The 18,288-nt window shown below is 57.4% G+C and carries 17 protein-coding genes; 4 read left to right on the top strand and 13 right to left on the bottom strand.

The features are described from left to right. Positions 1-199: 199 nt before the first annotated feature. The 8 genes from WMO36_RS03705 to WMO36_RS03670 all read right to left on the bottom strand — a co-directional run bounded on the left by WMO36_RS03705 (position 200) and on the right by WMO36_RS03670 (position 5,942). On the bottom strand, positions 200-1,330 hold the full coding sequence (locus WMO36_RS03705; protein WP_144165622.1) for a diacylglycerol/lipid kinase family protein: 1,131 nt from the start codon (positions 1,328-1,330) through the stop codon (positions 200-202). A gap of 115 nt (positions 1,331-1,445) precedes the next feature. Then, a complete protein-coding gene (locus WMO36_RS03700) occupies positions 1,446-1,835 on the bottom strand; it encodes an Rv3654c family TadE-like protein (RefSeq protein ID WP_349076884.1) in 390 nt (129 codons plus the stop codon). A gap of 146 nt (positions 1,836-1,981) precedes the next feature. Continuing rightward, a complete protein-coding gene (locus WMO36_RS03695; protein ID WP_316102929.1) occupies positions 1,982-2,350 on the bottom strand; it encodes a TadE family type IV pilus minor pilin in 369 nt (122 codons plus the stop codon). A gap of 3 nt (positions 2,351-2,353) precedes the next feature. Then, positions 2,354-2,641 carry a DUF4244 domain-containing protein gene (locus WMO36_RS03690; RefSeq protein ID WP_294685996.1) on the bottom strand — a complete coding sequence of 96 codons (288 nt, stop codon included), beginning with the start codon at positions 2,639-2,641 and terminating at the stop codon, positions 2,354-2,356. Between the two features lie 212 nt (positions 2,642-2,853). Next, positions 2,854-3,378, bottom strand: coding sequence for a type II secretion system F family protein (locus WMO36_RS03685; RefSeq protein WP_144090861.1), 525 nt, complete (start codon positions 3,376-3,378; stop codon positions 2,854-2,856). Next, complete coding sequence (locus WMO36_RS03680) at positions 3,378-4,127, bottom strand: type II secretion system F family protein (RefSeq protein WP_435374541.1); 750 nt, start codon at positions 4,125-4,127, stop codon at positions 3,378-3,380. Before WMO36_RS03680 ends, WMO36_RS03685 begins: the two co-directional genes overlap by 1 nt. Before the next feature lie 14 nt (positions 4,128-4,141). Beyond that, positions 4,142-5,131, bottom strand: coding sequence for a TadA family conjugal transfer-associated ATPase (locus WMO36_RS03675; RefSeq protein ID WP_300760664.1), 990 nt, complete (start codon positions 5,129-5,131; stop codon positions 4,142-4,144). Continuing rightward, the gene (locus tag WMO36_RS03670; RefSeq protein ID WP_349076882.1) at positions 5,112-5,942 is read right to left on the bottom strand and encodes a P-loop NTPase; all 831 of its coding nucleotides are present in this window, start codon (positions 5,940-5,942) and stop codon (positions 5,112-5,114) included. The genes WMO36_RS03675 and WMO36_RS03670 overlap by 20 nt, the downstream gene beginning before the upstream one ends. Positions 5,943-6,767: 825 nt before the next feature. Between WMO36_RS03670 and WMO36_RS03665 the strand changes: the two genes are divergently transcribed. The 4 genes from WMO36_RS03665 to upp all read left to right on the top strand — a co-directional run bounded on the left by WMO36_RS03665 (position 6,768) and on the right by upp (position 11,895). Further along, positions 6,768-9,002: an RNA degradosome polyphosphate kinase gene (locus tag WMO36_RS03665; RefSeq protein WP_250779504.1), complete on the top strand. Its 2,235-nt coding sequence runs from the start codon at positions 6,768-6,770 to the stop codon at positions 9,000-9,002. Positions 9,003-9,089: 87 nt separating this feature from the next. Continuing rightward, on the top strand, positions 9,090-10,187 hold the full coding sequence (locus WMO36_RS03660) for an NUDIX hydrolase (RefSeq protein ID WP_349076838.1): 1,098 nt from the start codon (positions 9,090-9,092) through the stop codon (positions 10,185-10,187). Between the two features lies 1 nt (position 10,188). After that, positions 10,189-10,932 (top strand): hypothetical protein, encoded by a 744-nt coding sequence (locus WMO36_RS03655; protein ID WP_291788799.1) that lies wholly within the window; start codon positions 10,189-10,191, stop codon positions 10,930-10,932. 321 nt (positions 10,933-11,253) lie between these two features. Continuing rightward, positions 11,254-11,895: a uracil phosphoribosyltransferase gene (gene upp / locus WMO36_RS03650; RefSeq protein WP_039196723.1), complete on the top strand. Its 642-nt coding sequence runs from the start codon at positions 11,254-11,256 to the stop codon at positions 11,893-11,895. A gap of 114 nt (positions 11,896-12,009) precedes the next feature. Here upp and WMO36_RS03645 read toward each other — a convergent pair whose 3' ends face one another. The 5 genes from WMO36_RS03645 to WMO36_RS03625 all read right to left on the bottom strand — a co-directional run bounded on the left by WMO36_RS03645 (position 12,010) and on the right by WMO36_RS03625 (position 18,286). Beyond that, positions 12,010-13,074 (bottom strand): glycerophosphodiester phosphodiesterase family protein, encoded by a 1,065-nt coding sequence (locus WMO36_RS03645; protein ID WP_099595803.1) that lies wholly within the window; start codon positions 13,072-13,074, stop codon positions 12,010-12,012. 331 nt (positions 13,075-13,405) lie between these two features. Continuing rightward, positions 13,406-15,259: an ABC1 kinase family protein gene (locus WMO36_RS03640; protein ID WP_260847209.1), complete on the bottom strand. Its 1,854-nt coding sequence runs from the start codon at positions 15,257-15,259 to the stop codon at positions 13,406-13,408. 182 nt (positions 15,260-15,441) lie between these two features. Then, the gene (locus WMO36_RS03635) at positions 15,442-15,690 is read right to left on the bottom strand and encodes a phasin family protein (protein WP_099571111.1); all 249 of its coding nucleotides are present in this window, start codon (positions 15,688-15,690) and stop codon (positions 15,442-15,444) included. A 197-nt stretch (positions 15,691-15,887) separates the two neighbouring features. Next, positions 15,888-16,646, bottom strand: a complete 759-nt coding sequence (locus WMO36_RS03630) for a type 1 glutamine amidotransferase (RefSeq protein ID WP_099595804.1) — start codon at positions 16,644-16,646, stop codon at positions 15,888-15,890. 113 nt (positions 16,647-16,759) lie between these two features. Next, a complete protein-coding gene (locus tag WMO36_RS03625) occupies positions 16,760-18,286 on the bottom strand; it encodes a Mur ligase family protein (protein WP_349076833.1) in 1,527 nt (508 codons plus the stop codon). Positions 18,287-18,288: the final 2 nt, after the last annotated feature.

Below are 18,288 nucleotides of genomic sequence, written 5' to 3'. Positions count from 1 at the left end.
CCCAATCCGCGTTCGCTAGTTACAGCATTCGCTAATTACGCCATTCGCTAATTACAGAAAATCCGGTATTCGTAAGATGCAATTCTCACGAATATCGGATTTCTATTATCGACAAGAAATTACTTACGACATATTTGATGTCACGCAACAGCACACGCTGGCTGCTGTCACACTGCAGATCACCGCACGTCGCTGAAGATCACTGAAGAAATTCGCCGGTAATCGGGTCGCGATGGTCTCGTTTGATGATTTCCAGCACTTTTTCCTCGGTATTGGAAGCTTGGCTTTCCACCACGGCCGGCGGCACGAGCACACGCAACGCACGCCCCTGGGCCACGACCTTGACAGGCAGGCGACCAACATATTCGCCGTCCGCCATCAAGACCGGCGGCTCGTCACCCTCTTGCGCGCGGGTGATTTCGATATCGCGCACACGCTTCCAGCCAAACACTTTGCATCCGAGGATCTTGCCGCTGTAGGCGCGCGCCACCGCATCCGCGCATTCGGCGACATTGGGCACATGGTCGAGCCACACCAAATCAAGCAAGCCATCAGAGAACCGCGAATACGGCGAGACCTCAATGCCACCACCGATATGCCGCGAATTTGCCACCGTGAGCAGCGGCGAGATAATGTCTTTCTCTTCCACCGTGCCATCGGCCAACGTGGCTTTGACGTGGTACCCGTACTGCTTCATATGAGTCAATTCCACAAGCACGGCCGCGAAATAACGCAACGAACCGTTCGGCAAACGCGAGTGGTTCGCACGGTCGTTGATGCTCGCATCCAAACCGCACGAGAGCATGCCCGCATAGAAGCGATTGACCGCCGGATGCAATGGCACATCCGAATCTCCGACCAACTCATCACCGGTGCTGGAATCGACGGCATATCCACCCTGCAACGACGTGGCCAAGCCCATATCGACGTCAATATGCGTGCCGCGAACAATCGCGCCGACAATGCCATCGACAGCGGTTTCCACACGATTGACCGGCAGTTCAAGTCCACGCGCGAAATCGTTGCCAGAACCCGTCGCCACTATGCCAAGCGGCTTGCCGGAGCAGCCCACGGCATTGGCGCCGAGCGCAATCATGCCGTCACCGCCGACCACCACCAAGTAGTCATATTCGTCTCTACGGTTTCTGGCGTTCAGCAAAGAGCCTTCAAAACTCTCACCGGTTGCATCGATAACGTTGAAGCCATGCTTGCGCCCGGCTTCCCGCAGCAGACCGATCACCTGATTGCCGACTTCAGCGCCCTTGCCTTTGTTCGACGTCGGATTGCCGACAACGGCAACGGTCGCATTCACACAGGACGTTTCGCTCATACTTCAGTACGATAATCGCAATTCGCGTCACACGCCACATATGAACGGCTTTCCAGACAGATGACCACGTTTTGCGTGACGATTTTCCGCCATGAGACGCTTTTCCAGGCGATACTTATTCGCAGACGATCGGTCCCGCTCTCGACCGCTTGCTGACGTGGGATACGAATGGCACTTGCGTACCGATCTGCGCTTCGATCAACACATCCTCACCTTCTATCGTGCAGGATCCGATCGTCGCATTATTACCGTAAATGGTACGTTCCGCCACGTAACAGGGGTCGGCAGAGCCTCCATATAGCGCGTTGGCCGCCGCCACCGACGCTAGGTCGGCCGCATTCTGCGCGTGATGCAGGCAAAGCAACAGATTGCCTGCCGACGCGACCGCACTCAGCATTATGGCCGTCACCGCGATCAGCGCCACACCGGATATGGTTCCCGAACCTTCATCGGATCGGCGAATCCAAGCAAACCAATGTTTCACAAAGCGTTTCACATCATACATTCCTTTCTGATTCGCATCCATCGGATGCTCTCCAGCAGTGTTTCACGGCATGTTTCGCATGTCGTGCTTGCAAGTTTTCGACACCGAAGACCCACGTATAGCCCACACCCCAGCAGCCCCGCATCACGCAGACACAAGGCGAGGCGCTAGAAGTAGCGGGTCGCTTTGCCTGTGACCCGTGCGGGAAGCACACCGGTTGGGTCAGGTATTACAGGGCATTGCACCGTAACGGTGACGAAATCCGCACCACGGTCAAACCGTACTGTCGCCGAATCGCCGGCCGCAGCCACAGCAGCAGCCCTTGCTTTCGATTCGCCGCCGGCATCATCAACCGCGAAGGCCCGCGCACCGGCCGCGGCCGCATCCTGGCAGTTCATCGACACCACGGATGCGCGCCCCAGACACAACACCAAAATCGCCACCGCCGCCACGCAGGGGAGCACCACCGCGAATTCCGCGGTGGCCGCTCCCTCATCGGCATCATCGGTATGGCGTTTCCACCATTGCCTCAGCATGAATCACCCGACGCTCAGCGCTTTCTTGATGATGTTGGTCAGCAGCGTTTTGATGGCATCGGATTTCATAATGCCCACCAAAACGGCTGCGAATCCGGTGGCGGCAACCAGCACCACCGCATATTCGGCGGTGGCGGCGCCTTCTTCCGGTTCGGCGGTCAGCGTGCGCATACGCGCATCCAACAGGCATATCGCCTTGTCGGCCCGTTCCCGCATGGCATGCAGCCGTTGCCCTGCCCTGCCCATCAGGCCTAGCAAGCCATCGACTTTGATTGGCGTTACGTTGTTCATGGCGTTCCTTTCGTTCGAACAACCCCGGCCGGACGGCCGAGTGCACCCAGTGTTGCGCATCATCACGCTCGCAGGAACGTTTTTCCGGGGTTGTGGTCGGAGGACGTAAGTTATCCACACCCTCGGCGTGTCATCCACAGTTATCCACAAAACTTCGTGAATTATCGGATCTCGACATTCCCCGCTTTTCCGCTATCGTTACGCGCACATCGTCATTGCACAAACGACATGACGGACGGAATGATTCCAACCGCAACAAATGCGGGAAGAAAACACAATCCGGTCGGCAACAACAGACGAACCGACAATTTCGCCGCAGCCTGTTCGATCTGCGCGCGCTCATCCCAATCCAATTGTTCGACGGCTGTTTCCAAACGTTCCACTGGAGAGGCGCCACTGTGCCATGAGGAGGCGAACGCATCGCGTACTACCGCAAGATCGCCATGATCCGGCCACGCATCATCCCAGGAAACACCTTTGTTCAACTGTTCTCCGGCCGATCGTAGTCCCGCGCCGAATTCTCCTGCCGCAATATCTCCCACAGCAATCAGCGCACGTGGAATGGAAGATCCCTGCCGTATGGCGACGCTGAGCATCTCTAATATCAACGGCAGAGGAAGTTCCCGCATTCGCTCGGCGAGCGCAAGGTCAGAAGGCGCGCGAACCGGCCTCCACTGCTTCAGCCATATCGCCTCAGCCGCGCACACCACCGCCGTCAGCATCCATAAGCCAGTCATCACATGGCTCCTTTCATATCATCCTGCCGCATCAACGCACGTATCCAGATAAGTCCGAATGTGTAGCAACAGAGAGCAAATCCGAGACATGCCAAGCCTTTGACACCTGAAACAAGGAAAGCCAATGAATGCGCGCCCATACCTTCTCCCAAGAGCACAGTGAGCAGCGGCAACGCCATCAGGAGTTTCACCGTCGCCTTGGGCATGGCGAACGCGTTGGAACGCAAATCATCCAATAATCGTTGCCGTTTCAATGATTCAGCCACCGCCTGCAGGCAACGGCCAGTTTCGCATCCGAGCGTCAGGCTCAGCTGGCAGGCCGCATACAACTCGCCGCTCAGTCGTTCGACTTGGCCGGATTGCCCGAATCTCCCGGATTGCTCGTTGGGCGGGCATCGACTGCGGATCACCATGGTTATGCGCAGTCTGGTGAGTTCAGCCGTGGCGAACGGCGTTCCTCCAAGTTCTTCGAACGCCTGCACCAATGTGGCTCCGCTACGCACGGAGGCTCGCAGAGACGCCACACATGCCATACATCCGATGGCGGGCAATGCGCTCGCCGACTCATTCAAGTCGTCGATTCCTTCGGGGTTCAATCCCTGCTTCCCGCCATGTTCCTCACTCCATCGACCGACTGCGCACCCCGGACCATCTCCCGTTCGTTCACCTACATCGTATGTGTTTCGGCGTGGCCATAGCCATACGGCCAGTCCGAACAATATCGCGGCGATAACGCCAAGACTTCCCATCCATCCACCTCGATTCAACGACTCCATGCACGTACGAAATCGGGCCACTGCTGAGAGGCCCGCATTTGGCTGCCGTTCCATCCGGACAGCAGGTTTCCACGCAGTTTGCCTTCCGCAAATTCGAGCCGCCCGATTTGCGTGATGCGCCGACGCCCTCCCACCCGACCCACATGCAGCACCACGTCAAATGCGTCTTGAGCAAGCGCCGAAGTAGCCTGCGGATTCAACCCGGCAAGCAGTCCCAATGCCACCAGTCGCGAAGGGACCGCTGCTACTTGGTTGGCATGCAAGGTGGTCATACCTCCGCGATGCCCGGAATTCAGCGCGCGCAACAGGTCCACGATTTCTCCGCCTCGGCATTCGCCCACCACAATGCGATCAGGTCGCATTCGCAATGTCGCGCATATCAATTGCGACAGTCCTATGGCACCTTTGCCCTCCATGTTGGCGTCTCGCGTCACCAGCGACACGCGATTGTCGTGGTCGAGCATGCCAAGTTCGCGCACCTCTTCCACAGTGATGATGCGCTCCCCCGGCGCACATCGCATGAGCATTGCCTTGAGCAGAGTGGTTTTGCCAGCTCCGGTGCCACCGGTCACAAGCACGCTAGCCTTGCGTTCCACGAATCCTTCCAGCAAAGGCATCCATTTGCTTGGAAACATGCCGTTTTTCGCCAAGGATTCCAGACTGGGAGCAACCGCGTCCGGCAATCGTATGCTGATGGCCGCACCTTGTGGAACGAGCGGTGCGATAACCGCGTGCACGCGCACGCCTTCCACGGTGGAGGCGTCGGCTATCGGGCATGCGTCGTCGAGCCTTCTGCCGAGCTGCGAGCACAATCGTACGGCGAAATCGCGTATGGCTTGCGGATTGGCGAATGGCACACGCAACGCGTACGGCCGCATCCCTTGGCCGCAATCCACCCATACGGTGCCGTCGCAGGTCACCGCAATGTCGGTGACGCCCGGTTCGGATGCGATGTCGCTAAGCGGGCCGAGTTCCATGGTTGACGCTCTTTTCTCCCAATGCCTCCTGAATGAGATCAGCCAGCGTTGCGATGGCTTTTGCGTTCGCACGATTAGGTTTGCGAAGTCCGAGCCCTTCCAACAGTTCGCTACAAAGTTTGGCGTCCGTTGTGATGAACGCGGTGATATCGCAGTCGAGATATTCCGCCGCTTCCTCGACCGCCGTCACACCATGGTCGCGTATGGTTCCGCGCGGTTGCATGCCTACAAGAAACTCCCGTTCCTGCGTTGCGGCATCGTGTTCTCCGATTGGATCGCTTAGATTACGTTGCGACTGCATGTTCGCTTTGGCACGGGCAAGGCCAAGTACCGTCATTTCGACCACGGTGATGCGGATGGCCTGTCGTAGTTCTGTCAGATCTTGCAGTCCGTTCCATTGCCCCATGTCGACGATGACCGCGCTACGTACCTGCGATAGCGCACGAATGCATGCCTGCACTTCCCAGGATTGCGGATTTTCGGTTTTCCAGGGATCGCAGGACAGCAGTGGTACGCCATCCCAGACTGGCAGCTCCCGCAGCAACGCCTTGCCGTCGATGGTGCCAAGCGGTGCACTGATTTCCCCAAGTCGCGAGCCGTCCTCGTTTTCCACGCCGAGAAGCACGTCAAGGCCTCCGCCTTGCAGATCGGCATCGACAAGTACGCATTTGAGTCCACGCTCGTTCAGCTCACGAGCCAAGATGGCCGCCAGGGTGCTCGCTCCCACTCCCGCCACCACGGAGTCAACGATTACCACATTGCTCACATCGCAGCGTTGTTCTCGCACCGTACGGCCACGCTCGACAACCATGCCGTACGTTCCAGGCATCGCGCCGACCGGTGTCGCTCCGCCTTGGACTAATCCAGGTGACGTATAGAACCGTTGCGGAGAGACGGTTCTGCGCTGCGCCGGAGGTGCCGATCGCGATGTGGCCGAGCTCGCGACCGGCATCAGTCCGCCCGACGGCAGTGGTACCGGAGGCATATTAGGAAAAGACGTTGCGTTACTCATACCGTCGATTGAAAAGTCCCGATGCATACCATCGCAAGCCGAACCGGCCCTGTGGTCGGAGGACGCTAGTTATCCACAACCACGGCGTGTCATCCACAGCTATCCACAGGGCATCAAGTATCCACGTCTGTTGATTCCCTTCGGAAAACGGGACGGACACATGCCAGCACGCTTAAAAAAAAAACAAAAAGGAAGACCCGCCGAAGCGGGCCTTCCTTGCAAGAAACTTTAAAAGCAGAATCTCTGCACAACAACATCGTCGTAACGGTAAGTCTATCCAATGCCCGTCCAACGTAACGACCTATCTTGGCCATACACTCTTTGTGGGCTCTGCTCTTAAGTTGTTCTTGTACTTTGTAATTATGCTCAGCAATCCGGCAATCGCAAACCGAAATCGGCTGATGTTCCCTATTTATCGCAACTGTTGCTTTGCGATCGCAAGAATCACGAAAATGTTTCATCATGTGCGAAACGCGCGGCGTGTTTGTTTGATTGCGTGCGTTTGCTGCAAAAAGACGGCGTGTCGACACTTTATTTTGCATACGAACGAACGAATGTTAACTCCTGCTAAATTTTGACGCTTTTGACGGCATGTCCCGCTACTTAAGGATAAAGTAGGAAAGTATGGCACAGATTTTTGACGCACCCTCAAAGGCGATCTTGCGCAGCCAGATAGCTGAGCATATCGCCGAGACCGATAAAAACGATAAGCGTGAGCTTCAGGCCGGCGAAGAGCCGTTGCCGAACGACCGCTTCTTCGACCGCGAGTTGAGCTGGCTGAAGTTCAACAAGCGCGTCCTCGAACTCGCTCAGGACGAGGACCTGCCGATCATTGAACGCGCAAGCTTCGCCGCGATCTTCGCGAACAACCTCGACGAGTTCTTCATGGTTCGCGTCGCAGGCCTGAAGCGCCGCATCGACACCGGCATCGCCGTGACGGCAGCCTCCGGATTGAGCCCAAGGCAGCAGCTGCGCGCCATCAGCGAGCAGGCGCACCGCCTGCAGGACGAGCACGCGCACTACATGATCGATCACATTCTTCCCGACCTGGCGAAGGAACAGATCGTGCTTCTGAGCTGGGACAAGCTCACCGCAGCCGAGCAGGAGCGCCTGTCTCGCTACTACCGTCAGCAGGTATTCCCTGTTCTGACGCCGCTCGCCGTGGACCCGGCCCATCCGTTCCCGTACATTTCCGGCGGTTCCATCAACCTCGCTGTGCTCGTGGAGAATCCAGCTTCCGGCAAGTCCCACTTCGCACGAGTGAAGATTCCTGGAAACCTGAACCGTCTCGTGCCCGTCGACGACATGACCGACGACGATGCCACCGACGTGCGCTACGGCTTCATCACCATGGAGAATCTGATCATCGCGCACTTGGAATCCCTGTTCCCAGGCATGATCATCAAGGAAGCACGTTCCTTCCGCGTCACCCGTAACGAAGATATCGACGTGGAAGAGGATGATGCAGAGAACCTGCTCAACGCCATGGAGAAGGAGCTGCTGCGCCGTCGTTTCGGACCGCCGATCCGTCTTGAGATTTCCGACGAGACCAGCCCGTTCCTTTCCCAACTGCTCGCCGACCAGCTGCGTGTCAGCGCCGATGAGGTGTACCGTCTGCCGGCACCGCTCGATGCGACCGTGCTCTTCGAACTTGGCGGCATCGACCGTCCGGACTTGAAGTACCGTTCGTTCGTGCCGACCACCAATCGTCAGATTGCTGAGGTGGAGTCGTCCCGCGCGCAAGACATTTTTGCAGCGATTCGCGAACGCGATATCCTCCTGCATCACCCATACGATTCGTTCTCTACCTCCGTTCAGGCGTTCCTAGCGCAGGCTGCGGCGGATCCGAAGGTGCTCGCCATCAAGCAAACGTTGTACCGTACGTCCAGCAACTCCCCGATCATCGACGCGCTCATCGACGCGGCACATGCGGGCAAGCAGGTGCTGGCACTGGTCGAAATCAAGGCACGCTTCGACGAAGACGCCAACATCGCATGGGCACGCAAGCTGGAACGCGCAGGCGTGCACGTGGTGTACGGCATCGTGGGACTGAAGACCCACTGCAAGCTGAGCCTTGTGGTGCGTCAGGAAGCCGACGGCCTGCGCCGCTACTGCCATGTGGGCACCGGTAACTACAACCCGAAGACCGCCCGTATTTACACCGATCTCGGCTTGCTGACGTGCGATCCGGTGGTCGGTCAGGATATGACCCGCCTGTTCAACCAGCTGTCCGGCTATGCTCCGAAGTCGAGCTTCCACCGTCTGCTGGTGGCGCCGCGTACCGTACGTTCCGGCCTGATTCAGCGCATCCGCCGCGAAGAGGATGCCGCACGCGCAGGCAAGGAAGCATGGATCAAGATCAAGGTCAACTCCATCGTTGACGAGAAGACCATCGACGCACTGTACCGTGCAAGCCAAGCCGGCGTGAAGATCGACATCGTGGAACGCGGCATCTGCGCGCTCAAGCCGGGTGTTCCGGGACTTTCCGAGAACATTCGCGTGCGTTCCATTCTGGGTCGTTTCCTCGAACACAGCCGTATCTACGCATTCGCGAACTCCGATGGTCCACAGATCGGTGAAGGCCCGGCCGCAGGTCCGGAAGTGTGGATCGGTTCCGCCGATCTGATGCACCGCAATCTCGACCGTCGAGTCGAAGCGCTGGTGCGCATCACCGCTCCGGAGCAGGTCGATGAACTGATCAAGTACGTGGATCTGCAGATGGCCGATTCCACCACCTCGTGGCACATGGCAGCCGACGGCACTTACGTGCGTCATGCGAAGGATGAGGAGGGTCGCCCGCTGGTCGATTCCCAGGAATATCTCATCAAGAAGCATACGCGCCGACCGGCAAGGCACTAAGTTTCGCAAAAATGGCCGATTCTGCAATTGCGGGGTCGGCCATTTTCGTTGCGCAATCATGAACGGTAACCGCGCCTACCACTTACAATGAAAGATATGAGCGAGAACATGAGACGTGTCGTAGAAGCCGCCGGGGGTATTGTATGGCGGTGGAAAACCGGTAGCGAAATTGCTGAAAATCCAGCTATTGCAGCACAGAAATCTCCAAAAGAACAACTCAACAACATTGAAGTGTGCATCGTACATCGACCAAAATACGATGACTGGAGCTGGCCGAAAGGCAAACTTGAGCAGGGCGAATCGCATCGTCATGCCGCAGTGCGAGAAATCGGCGAGGAGACAGGCGTTCCCATCGCACTCGGCCCGTATCTGTGCGAAGTCGAATATCCACTGTCCGAAGAAGGCAAAAAAACCCGACATTCACACGATCGCACCGTCGACACCAAGCACACGTTGTATTGGATGGCGCAACCGATTTCCGGAGATGATGCGGAACATCTGCTTGACGCATTCGGCCCTGTGCATCGCGCAGATGTAGGCGAAATCAACGATATCGTGTGGGTTTCCGTGCGTGAAGCACGTAAAATCCTCACACATTCCACCGATAAAGACACCCTCGCCATCTTCGTGGACCGCGTACAGGAGGGTGCCGCGACCGCGCAGAATCTGCTGATCGTACGCCATGCCAAGGCTGAATCGCGCAAATCATGGAAAGGCACCGACGCGAACCGGCCGATCACTCCGAAAGGCGCGGCCGCGGCATTCGCACTCAAACGCGAACTTGCCTGCTACAACCCAACCCGCCTCGCAACCTCACCATGGCTACGCTGTCAGGAAACACTGCAGGTGCTTAGCTGGCAGACCGAACGCCCGATGGAACACATCGACGCGCTCACGGAAGACGCCTTCGCCGAACACCCGACCATCGCATGGCTGGCGTTCCTCAAGCAGATCCAGCTCACGCTCGAAACCCGCGAAACCACGGCAATCTGCATGCACCGACCGGTAATCGGGGGTATGTTTGACCATCTGCGCGGACTGTGCGCTCGCAAAGCGCTCTCAAAGCAGCTCATCACCAAAACGCCGTTCATGCCTACCGGCACCGCCGTAGCGCTGTTTATAATCGATACGCCGCAAGGTCCCAGCATTATCGATATTCAAAAGGTTTCACCCATTGTCTACTAACATGCATTACGGTTCCGGCTCGGTTATTCCAAGCCGTTCCGCCGGTTTCACCAACACTGGATCGCCGCGCCCGGCCCGCCCGGGGCAGCTCGACCAGATGATGGCCGACAATATTGCGGGAGGTGCCGATCCGGCACAAATCAACGAGATGAGCCACGCCTCGGCGGCCGCGCTGCTGGATCGCGTGCACCACACGCAGGACGCCGAACTTGTGGAACGCGTGCTCACGCTGGTGGACCGCGAAGGCGTTGACGTGATCGCCGAATTATGGAACAGATCCGAGCCGGATTCGCTGCCGGGCATTCTATGGCGACTGTATGTGCTGCGCACGTGGATGCGGAAGAATCGTGAGTCGATCGCACGATTGTGGCGCGTCGGAGAACCGGTCGCAACTACCGCTTCGGCAATTGCCGGAGTCGACCAGGCACCCACGGAAGATGACATTGCGCACACCGCCGATTCGATTCTGGCGGGCGCATTCACCGGCGATTTCGCGATTGCATTGGAACGTGCGGCGGCGTTCACCGACGTGGTCGCGTTGGGATTGCGCATTGAAGCACGAAATATGACCTCACGCTTGGATGCGGTGAATTTAGAGGCCGTACAAGCGGAAAGCTCGGACGCCACGAAAAAGCAAGCACGCACGAAAGCGGCCCGCTTGATGCACACGGCCGGCAATCTGTTTGTCACCGCCAAGGATTTTCGTCATGGGGCGAATCTGTGGAGGCGAGGAAAACTGGAGTAGCGCAATCTGGAGTAATGCAATCCACTTCTCTTATCCCCTAATAAAAGTGCCGCACAGCAATCGCAATATCAATTCGCGACACGGTGTACCGTGCGGTCTGCAGCATCTGTAGAATAGGAATTCGCGCCGGGCCATGCATAGCCCCGGGCTCCATTTTTTGCCGCTGCGAGCGGCCTTTGCGCCGACAGGCGCTTTCGTGGTTCGGCGCTTTCCCTCTTCTTAAATTTCGTTGCTTTTTTCATACGATTTTTCAGCGTCTTTCTTGACTCCTTTCCCGGCTCCCGCGCTTTTCTTCGCAATTATGGACTACGCTTAGCAATCATGGATATTCATGTTTTGAACCACCCGCTGGTGGACCATAAGCTCACCGTTCTTCGAGATAAGAACACCCCGTCCTCCACGTTCCGCGAGCTCGTTTCCGAGCTCGTGATGCTTGAGGCTTACGAAGCCACCCGCGACATCGAAGTCGTGGACAAGCCGATCGAAACCCCCGTCGCTCCGATGGTAGGCAAGCACATCGCTTCCCCGGCGCCGATCATTGTGCCTGTGCTGCGCGCGGGCCTGGGCATGCTTGACGGCATGACCAAGATGATTCCGTCCGCCGAAGTCGGCTTCCTCGGCATGAAGCGCGACGAGGAGAACCCGACCCAGCAGATCACGTATGCGAACCGTCTGCCCGACGATCTGAGCGGCCGTCAGTGCTTCCTGATCGACCCGATGCTCGCCACCGGCGGCACGCTGGTCGCAGCAACGCATTACCTGGCTGAACGTGGCGCGAAGGATGTTACCGCCGTGTGCATTCTGGGCGCTCCGGAAGGCCTGAAGTTCGTTGAGGAGAACCTCGATCCGTCCATCAAGTTCAAGCTGGTGCTGTGCGCCGTCGACGAGAAGCTCAACGACAAGTGCTACATCGTGCCAGGCTTGGGCGACGCCGGCGACCGTCTGTATGGCGTGATCGACTGACCGCATCAGAGCTCAACCGAATCAACCCAATCAGTCAATCAAGTAAATCGAATAAAAACGGCCTGCCACAACGCAAATCATGCGGTGGCAGGCCGAAATCATATGTAAAAACCTCTACTGCTCGTCAGGCACGAACGCCTCGAAAATATGATGGTCGAACCAGTCATCGCACTGGGCGAGCTCATCGCGGCTACGCACCGTCCACGACACGGGAACGGCACCCATGAAACGAGCCAGACGCACCTGCGGGCTGTTGCCGCCATGCCAGTCGTAGGCGACGAAATCAGGGCGAGAAATCCAGTCGAAAATCAACGCACCGGCCGCATATTCCTTGGCGAGCGCAGCAGGATCAGACGGCTTCTCCTCCCCCTGCGGCCACCAGGAAAGCTGACCACGGCATACTTCCGGACGGTTCTCCTTATACCAGTTGACGGCGGCCGGATTGAACGATTCGATCACGTACGCGCCGGAATAGGCCTGCAGCAGTGCGTCGCCCTTTTCCATGAGCTCGACGTCGCGCGGATTCCACTTGGAATTGTCGTCGAACTTGTATTCGACGATCAGCGGCACACGGCCCGCCACTACCTTGAGCACGTCGGCGAACAGTGGCACATGCTGGAAATACCCTTCCGGAGCGCTGTCAGGCGTGGTGACCAGCGGCGGCTTTTCAAGCGAACCCGGCAACGGTGCGGCGACGGCGGCACCAGGGGCGTCGGTTGGGAACAGCGGGATACGGGTCAGCTCATCGTAGGTAAGATCGGCCACACGACGCGGATCTCCGGCGACGCGCATCAGATCGCTGTCATGCACCACCACGATTTCGCCGTCGGCGGTCATCTGCAGGTCAAGTTCGATGCCGTAACCCGCCTCGCAGGCCGCGGCAAACGCCGCAAGCGAGTTCTCCGGAGCGATCGCACCAGTCACGCTGGGACTGCCATAGCCCGCCTTCATGGCCATACGTCGGGCGAGCGCCACGTATTCGCCGCTTTCATTGGCATACTGCGCAGTCAGGCCGGAACCTGCGTCGTGCAGGCCGCGGTGCGCGTACCACACGTCGGGAATGGACGGCACGTAATTACGGCGCTTGTCGGAGAAGGTACGCGGGGCAATCGCCCATACTGCGGCACCTGCGGCGAGCGCACCGCCCGCCAACACTTTATTGACGAATGATTTGGACATGGGCTTTCCTCCCTTACATGGCCGTTCGCGCATTCTCTCGCATTGGTTCGCACCGTTCGCGGCCATCGAATCTGTCTCTTCTGAGATTAGCCCATAAATCACAAAAAAGCCGTCATCTACGCAATACGCGATCGCCTGTTTGTTGAGCGTCCGTCATCTCCGATAACGTACAAACCCATTTGGTACTTTCGTGGTTCTGAAAACATATATCAGTAGAAAAGATAAAAATCTCAATAGGGCATAGATAAGGCCCGAAGACCGCGTAGCGGTACCTTGAGTGTGTCGAGCACACACATTCAGCCCAGAGACTGAGGCTAAGAACCACAAAAAACTACCGTTTTTTGTTGGAACGTCCTTTGAAGTAGATATCGAACACGATCCAGACGGACAAAATGAACGCGATCACATAGCCGAGGAAACCAACGATCGGAATACCGAAAATCACCGGTTTGATGCCCGCATAGTACACGATCGACGAACCGATGAACAATCCGACGACAATCAGCGCCATCGTAAGCCTGTTCACCATGTTGGCAAGCAGATGAATCGGTTCCTGCGAGCCGACCATCTCCATATTCACGCGCAATTGGCCGCGCGTGAGCATGCGGGACGCCACTTTCAGCTCATTGGCAGCAGCGAGCAGACTGTGTAGCGCCTGATGACCTTCGATAACCAGCGATTTCGCCTCATCCTTGGCGAAATCCTTCTTCGACGTGCTTGCCGCGATATGGTCGGAGATTATCTGAATCATATTCACGTCTGGAATGAACTCGTCGAGCAGGCCTTCCAAAGTGACCAGCGCACGCCCGACCGTGGTGACGGTGCTCGGCACTTCAATGCCGTGGCGTTGCGCCATTTGCGTCAATGCGGTGAGCATGGCGGCGATATCCAGCTCGGCCAAATCCACTGTACCGAATTCCTTGACGATCACGTCCAAGTCGGCCAATAACGCCGGATAATCCTCCGGATCGGCCTCGGCACCGGCGAAACGCAGCAGACCGTCGGCAAGCGCGGGCGAATCCTGTTTGGCGACGGCAAAGATCATGTCCTTCAGCACGGAACGGGTTTTGGCATTAAGCCGACCCGTCATGCCTAGGTCGAGCAGCACGATCTGCCCGCCACGCACCATGATGTTGCCCGGGTGCGGATCCGCATGGAAGAAGCCTTCGTCAAGCACTTGCGTGGCATAGTTGTCCACAAGTTTGGTGCCTATCTCCTTCAGATCGTAGCCCGCTTCAATAAGTTCGTTGGGGTGCGAAACGGAGATGCCCTCCACATAGTCCATGACCACCACATGCTCGGTACACAGTTCCGGGTAGGGCTTCGGGCAGTCCATGTATTTGTAGCGTTCGCAGAATCGTTTGAATTCCGCCAAATTGCGGGTTTCGATCAAAAAGTCGGTTTCCGATTCGAAGGTGTCCCACAATTCCTCGACCACGCCGGAGAGATCGACTACTTGCGCACTGTGCATGGTTTTGGCGGCTATTCGTGCGATGGTGCGCATAATGGACACATCCTGTGCCATGGTTTCGCGCACTCCCGGCCGCTGTACTTTTACGGCCACGTCCTCGCCGGTGGAAAGTTTCGCGCGATGTACCTGCGCAAGACTCGCTGAGCCAAGCGGCGTGGCGTTGATATGTTCGAAGATCTCGCCAACAGGACGACCATATTCGTCCTCAAGCACCTGCAGTACCGTACCGTACGGCATAGGATCGGCATCGGCGCGCAGTTTGGACAGCTCGTCGCAGAACGATTGGGGCAGGATTTCGGATCGCATGGATAGGATCTGTCCGACTTTCACGAAGGTCGGGCCGAGCGCTTCGAGCATGAGACGCATTTTGATGGGTGTCAGTCCGTGCACAATGTCGAACTGGTTGACGATTTGTGCGATTTGCGTAAGTCGTTTCAGTTTGCCACGTCGCGTTAGGTGGTAACGCTGCGAGAAGGAGTCTTTGCGAGAGCCAAACAGTCCGATGGTTTCGGGTTGCGTAAAAGTTGCGCTGTTCTGTTTGCGCGATTGCGGCATTCCCGTTTTTTCCGCGAATTTGGCTACCGTTGCCGCCGCAGCGTCAGGCGAGGGGTTCGCCGTCGGATGGATCACCGCGTTGACTCGGTCGGAGAGTGTGACCGGTTCCACGCTTTCGGGGCGGGCCGCGTCCGGCTCGATTGGGGAATTCAAAGACATATCGCTGCTCGCAAACGTTGGTCGGATTACGATGAGTGGGATTCATGGGGGCTTACGTACCGCGTATTTCATGCGATTCGCACGCGGTTTTTCGCACGTTTCGCATGCCGTGCAAGTTCCGCATAGCAAATCGCCGTCTGAACGTGATGCGACGCGCAGACGGCGATAGGAACGATTGAACGTTACTCGGCTTTGGCTTCAGACTCCGCTTCCTTGGCTTCCTCTGCAGTCTTGGCTTCGGAGGCTTCCTTGACCTCCGCGACCTTGTGCTTGAGTTCGGCATTGAGGGCCTTGCCCTGTTCGACGGTCAGCTCGCCCTTCTTGACGAGATCGTCAACGATTTCCTGGCTCTTCTCAACCGTGGTCGCCAAAGCACCAACGCCGGCGAGAAAGACCTTACGCAGGCCGTCACCAAAATCAAAATCAGCCATGATTACCTCCTTAGGTGATGGTAGTACCCACTCTATCGCATTATCTTCACAAATAAAGTCAACGAAACTGGTCAATCGTCGCAATTCTGCGGAAAGTTCGCTGCCGTATGCCCACAGCGTACGGAAAAACGAAAACGAAGCCGCAAAACGCAGGACAGTGAGATCGTGCGAAACTCACCCAAAAAACGAGCGGCCGATCAGCGCGGACGTGACATGGCCACGCGACGCGCGTTGTCGGCAATCGTATTGATGCGGTCAAGTTCCGAACGCTGCGCCTGCGTTTGCCCTGCAGCAACCGGATCGAACGAACCATATCGGCGTTCCACGGCGGTACGGATCAGAAAATCGGCGATCGCGGGATTCTTCGGCAGCAGCGAACCGTGCATGTATGTGCCAATCACATTGTTGACGCGTGCGCCTTCCGTATGATCCTCGCCATTGTTGCCGGTACCGTCCGCGTCGACGACGCCGAGCGGCTGCACGCCTTCGCGCAGGAAGGTTTGGCCGGAATGGTTTTCGTAGCCGATGATGTCGCCGAAATCGGCGGAATGCTCGGTCAGATTGCCGATCATGCGCACTTCCTGGCCGACCGTGTACGCGCCGATCACGCCGATGCCGTCAAGTCGGGAACCATCCACCGTTTCGAAATATTCGCCGAACAGCTGATACAGGCCGCAGATCATGAGCATGGGGGTGCCGTCTGCGGCCAGCGAGCGCAGCAGGTCGGCGCGTTTGAAGAAGTCGTCGACGATTTTCTTCTGGCCGGTGTCTTGCCCGCCGCCGCCCAGAATCATATCGACGTGTTCGGGCCACGCGTCGCCCTGATTGTAGGCGTGCACGTGCGGTTCGTAGCCGTACAGCGCGAGTCGGCGCTGGATGGTGAGTACGTTGCCGGAGTCGCCATAGATGTTCATGTCTTTCGGATATAGCGACACGATGTCGATTGCCTGGCTCATATCGTCTCCCTCATGCGTTTCATACGTTCTTCATACGTTCTTGCGTTTTCATGCGTTGCACCTATTTTCATGCGTTTTTCGCACGTCTTGCCGGATTGTGCGGATGCGCGCCGTCACTTGCCCACGCCAGCGTCGGCGACTTCGGCGATTTTGCCGAGCGCCGCTCGCGTTTTAAGCATCGCCGTGTACGTGCAGTAAATGTGCTTAGGGGTACCCGGATTTGCGTTCACGAACGTTGAGACGGCCTCTTCAAGTTCCGTGTTGACGCTGTTCACCGGCACTTGGTCGTATTCGAGGCGCAACGCCATATCCCATGCGCGTACACCTGAAACCATGGCTACACCGGTGCCTCGCAGCGAAGAGAAATCCACGTCCCACAACCAGCTCATGTCACGACCGTCGGCGTACTCGTCGTTGATAGCGATCATGGTGTCGCAGCCTTCGGGAGTGAAGGATGCGAGCGACAGACGGAATCCCATGGGGTTTTTGACGAGTAGCAGTTCTACCGGCGAACCGTTTACGTCGATGACTTCGCCGCGTCCGAACGCCGGAGTGACTTCGGCTGCCGCGTCGATCATGGCTTGCGTGGTGGCGTGCGCAAAATCGATCATGCGCTGTGAGATTCCCACTTGTCGCAATAGTTCGTCGGTTACGTTCTCTTCGAACGGCAGGAACATTGCCTGCGCGTCGGCTACGACCGCTCGCACGACGGCCAGTGCGGCCGCCGCGTTGTATAGGTTGTACACACCTTCCAGTTTCACGCCGGTTTCGTACGTTTCGCCGTCGATGCCGAAGCTAGCACGATGGTCGCCTACGGCAAGCAGGGTCACGTCAGCCGGAAACTGTTCCGCAGATTCTGCATTTTTCGAATTTTCTGCATTTCCCCCAGTTTTCGCAATTGCCGAGGAATCGTTAATCGCAGTATTCTCGTCCGATTCTGCAGATTCGGACAAGTCAATACCAACTGAAGCTTCAGTATCAGTTGCCGATTCCGTATCAACCGTCGTGCGCATATCATCGTCGGACGGGAAGAAGCTGCGCAACGACCCGTCAAGACCGAAATAGCGCACTTCCACACCATCTTCAGTATGGGCGACGTCAGCAAGTCGTGCGATGCGCGGATCCTCACGATTGAGTACCACGGTTCCGGTGGTCGCTTCGGCGGCTTTGCTCAACAGTTTCGCGGTATTGTCGATTTCGCCGAAACGGTCGAGCTGGTCGCGCATCACGTTGAGCAGCAGGCAGTAGTCGGGCTGTACTTGTTTGACGAAATGCACCGCGTACGCTTCGTCGAGTTCCAATACGGCGATGTCGGCGTCCAGTTTGCCGCCGAGCGAAACTTCCGCCAGCAGCGACGAGACCACGCCACGGGTGAAGTTCGATCCGGTCGGATTGGTGAACACCTTTAATCCCAACGATTCCAGCATGTTTGCCACCATACGAGTGGTGGTGGTTTTGCCGTTCGTTCCGGATACGAGCACCACGCCGAGCGGCAGTTGCTGTAGCGTGCGTGCGAGGAATTGCGGGTCGATCTGTTCCACGATTTTGCCGGGGAACGCGCTGCCGCCGCCATGCGCCAGGCGTGAGGCCGCACGCACGGCTTTGCCAATCAACGGCGTTGCGAATGAGTTCCACGTCATGC

Source organism: Bifidobacterium hominis (genome assembly GCF_040095915.1).
GTDB classification, from domain to species: Bacteria; Actinomycetota; Actinomycetes; order Actinomycetales; family Bifidobacteriaceae; genus Bifidobacterium; species Bifidobacterium hominis.
Note: the sequence above shows the minus strand (reverse complement) of the source record. Positions and strands in the feature narration are given on the sequence as shown.

Bases quoted from the DNA above. Each gene is read 5' to 3' on its own strand.
- WMO36_RS03630 (WP_099595804.1), bottom strand. From the start codon at position 16,646: ATGAGCCAGGCAATCGACATCGTGTCGCTATATCCGAAAGACATGAAC.
- upp (WP_039196723.1), top strand. From the start codon at position 11,254: ATGGATATTCATGTTTTGAACCACCCGCTGGTGGACCATAAGCTCACC.
- WMO36_RS03665 (WP_250779504.1), top strand. From the start codon at position 6,768: ATGGCACAGATTTTTGACGCACCCTCAAAGGCGATCTTGCGCAGCCAG.
- WMO36_RS03685 (WP_144090861.1), bottom strand. From the start codon at position 3,378: ATGACTGGCTTATGGATGCTGACGGCGGTGGTGTGCGCGGCTGAGGCG.
- WMO36_RS03640 (WP_260847209.1), bottom strand. From the start codon at position 15,259: ATGTCTTTGAATTCCCCAATCGAGCCGGACGCGGCCCGCCCCGAAAGC.
- WMO36_RS03680 (WP_435374541.1), bottom strand. From the start codon at position 4,127: ATGGGAAGTCTTGGCGTTATCGCCGCGATATTGTTCGGACTGGCCGTA.
- WMO36_RS03675 (WP_300760664.1), bottom strand. From the start codon at position 5,131: ATGGAACTCGGCCCGCTTAGCGACATCGCATCCGAACCGGGCGTCACC.
- WMO36_RS03660 (WP_349076838.1), top strand. From the start codon at position 9,090: ATGAAAGATATGAGCGAGAACATGAGACGTGTCGTAGAAGCCGCCGGG.
- WMO36_RS03705 (WP_144165622.1), bottom strand. From the start codon at position 1,330: ATGAGCGAAACGTCCTGTGTGAATGCGACCGTTGCCGTTGTCGGCAAT.
- WMO36_RS03695 (WP_316102929.1), bottom strand. From the start codon at position 2,350: ATGCTGAGGCAATGGTGGAAACGCCATACCGATGATGCCGATGAGGGA.
- WMO36_RS03690 (WP_294685996.1), bottom strand. From the start codon at position 2,641: ATGAACAACGTAACGCCAATCAAAGTCGATGGCTTGCTAGGCCTGATG.
- WMO36_RS03625 (WP_349076833.1), bottom strand. From the start codon at position 18,286: ATGACGTGGAACTCATTCGCAACGCCGTTGATTGGCAAAGCCGTGCGT.
- WMO36_RS03645 (WP_099595803.1), bottom strand. From the start codon at position 13,074: ATGTCCAAATCATTCGTCAATAAAGTGTTGGCGGGCGGTGCGCTCGCC.
- WMO36_RS03635 (WP_099571111.1), bottom strand. From the start codon at position 15,690: ATGGCTGATTTTGATTTTGGTGACGGCCTGCGTAAGGTCTTTCTCGCC.
- WMO36_RS03700 (WP_349076884.1), bottom strand. From the start codon at position 1,835: ATGTATGATGTGAAACGCTTTGTGAAACATTGGTTTGCTTGGATTCGC.
- WMO36_RS03670 (WP_349076882.1), bottom strand. From the start codon at position 5,942: ATGGTTGTCGAGCGTGGCCGTACGGTGCGAGAACAACGCTGCGATGTG.
- WMO36_RS03655 (WP_291788799.1), top strand. From the start codon at position 10,189: ATGCATTACGGTTCCGGCTCGGTTATTCCAAGCCGTTCCGCCGGTTTC.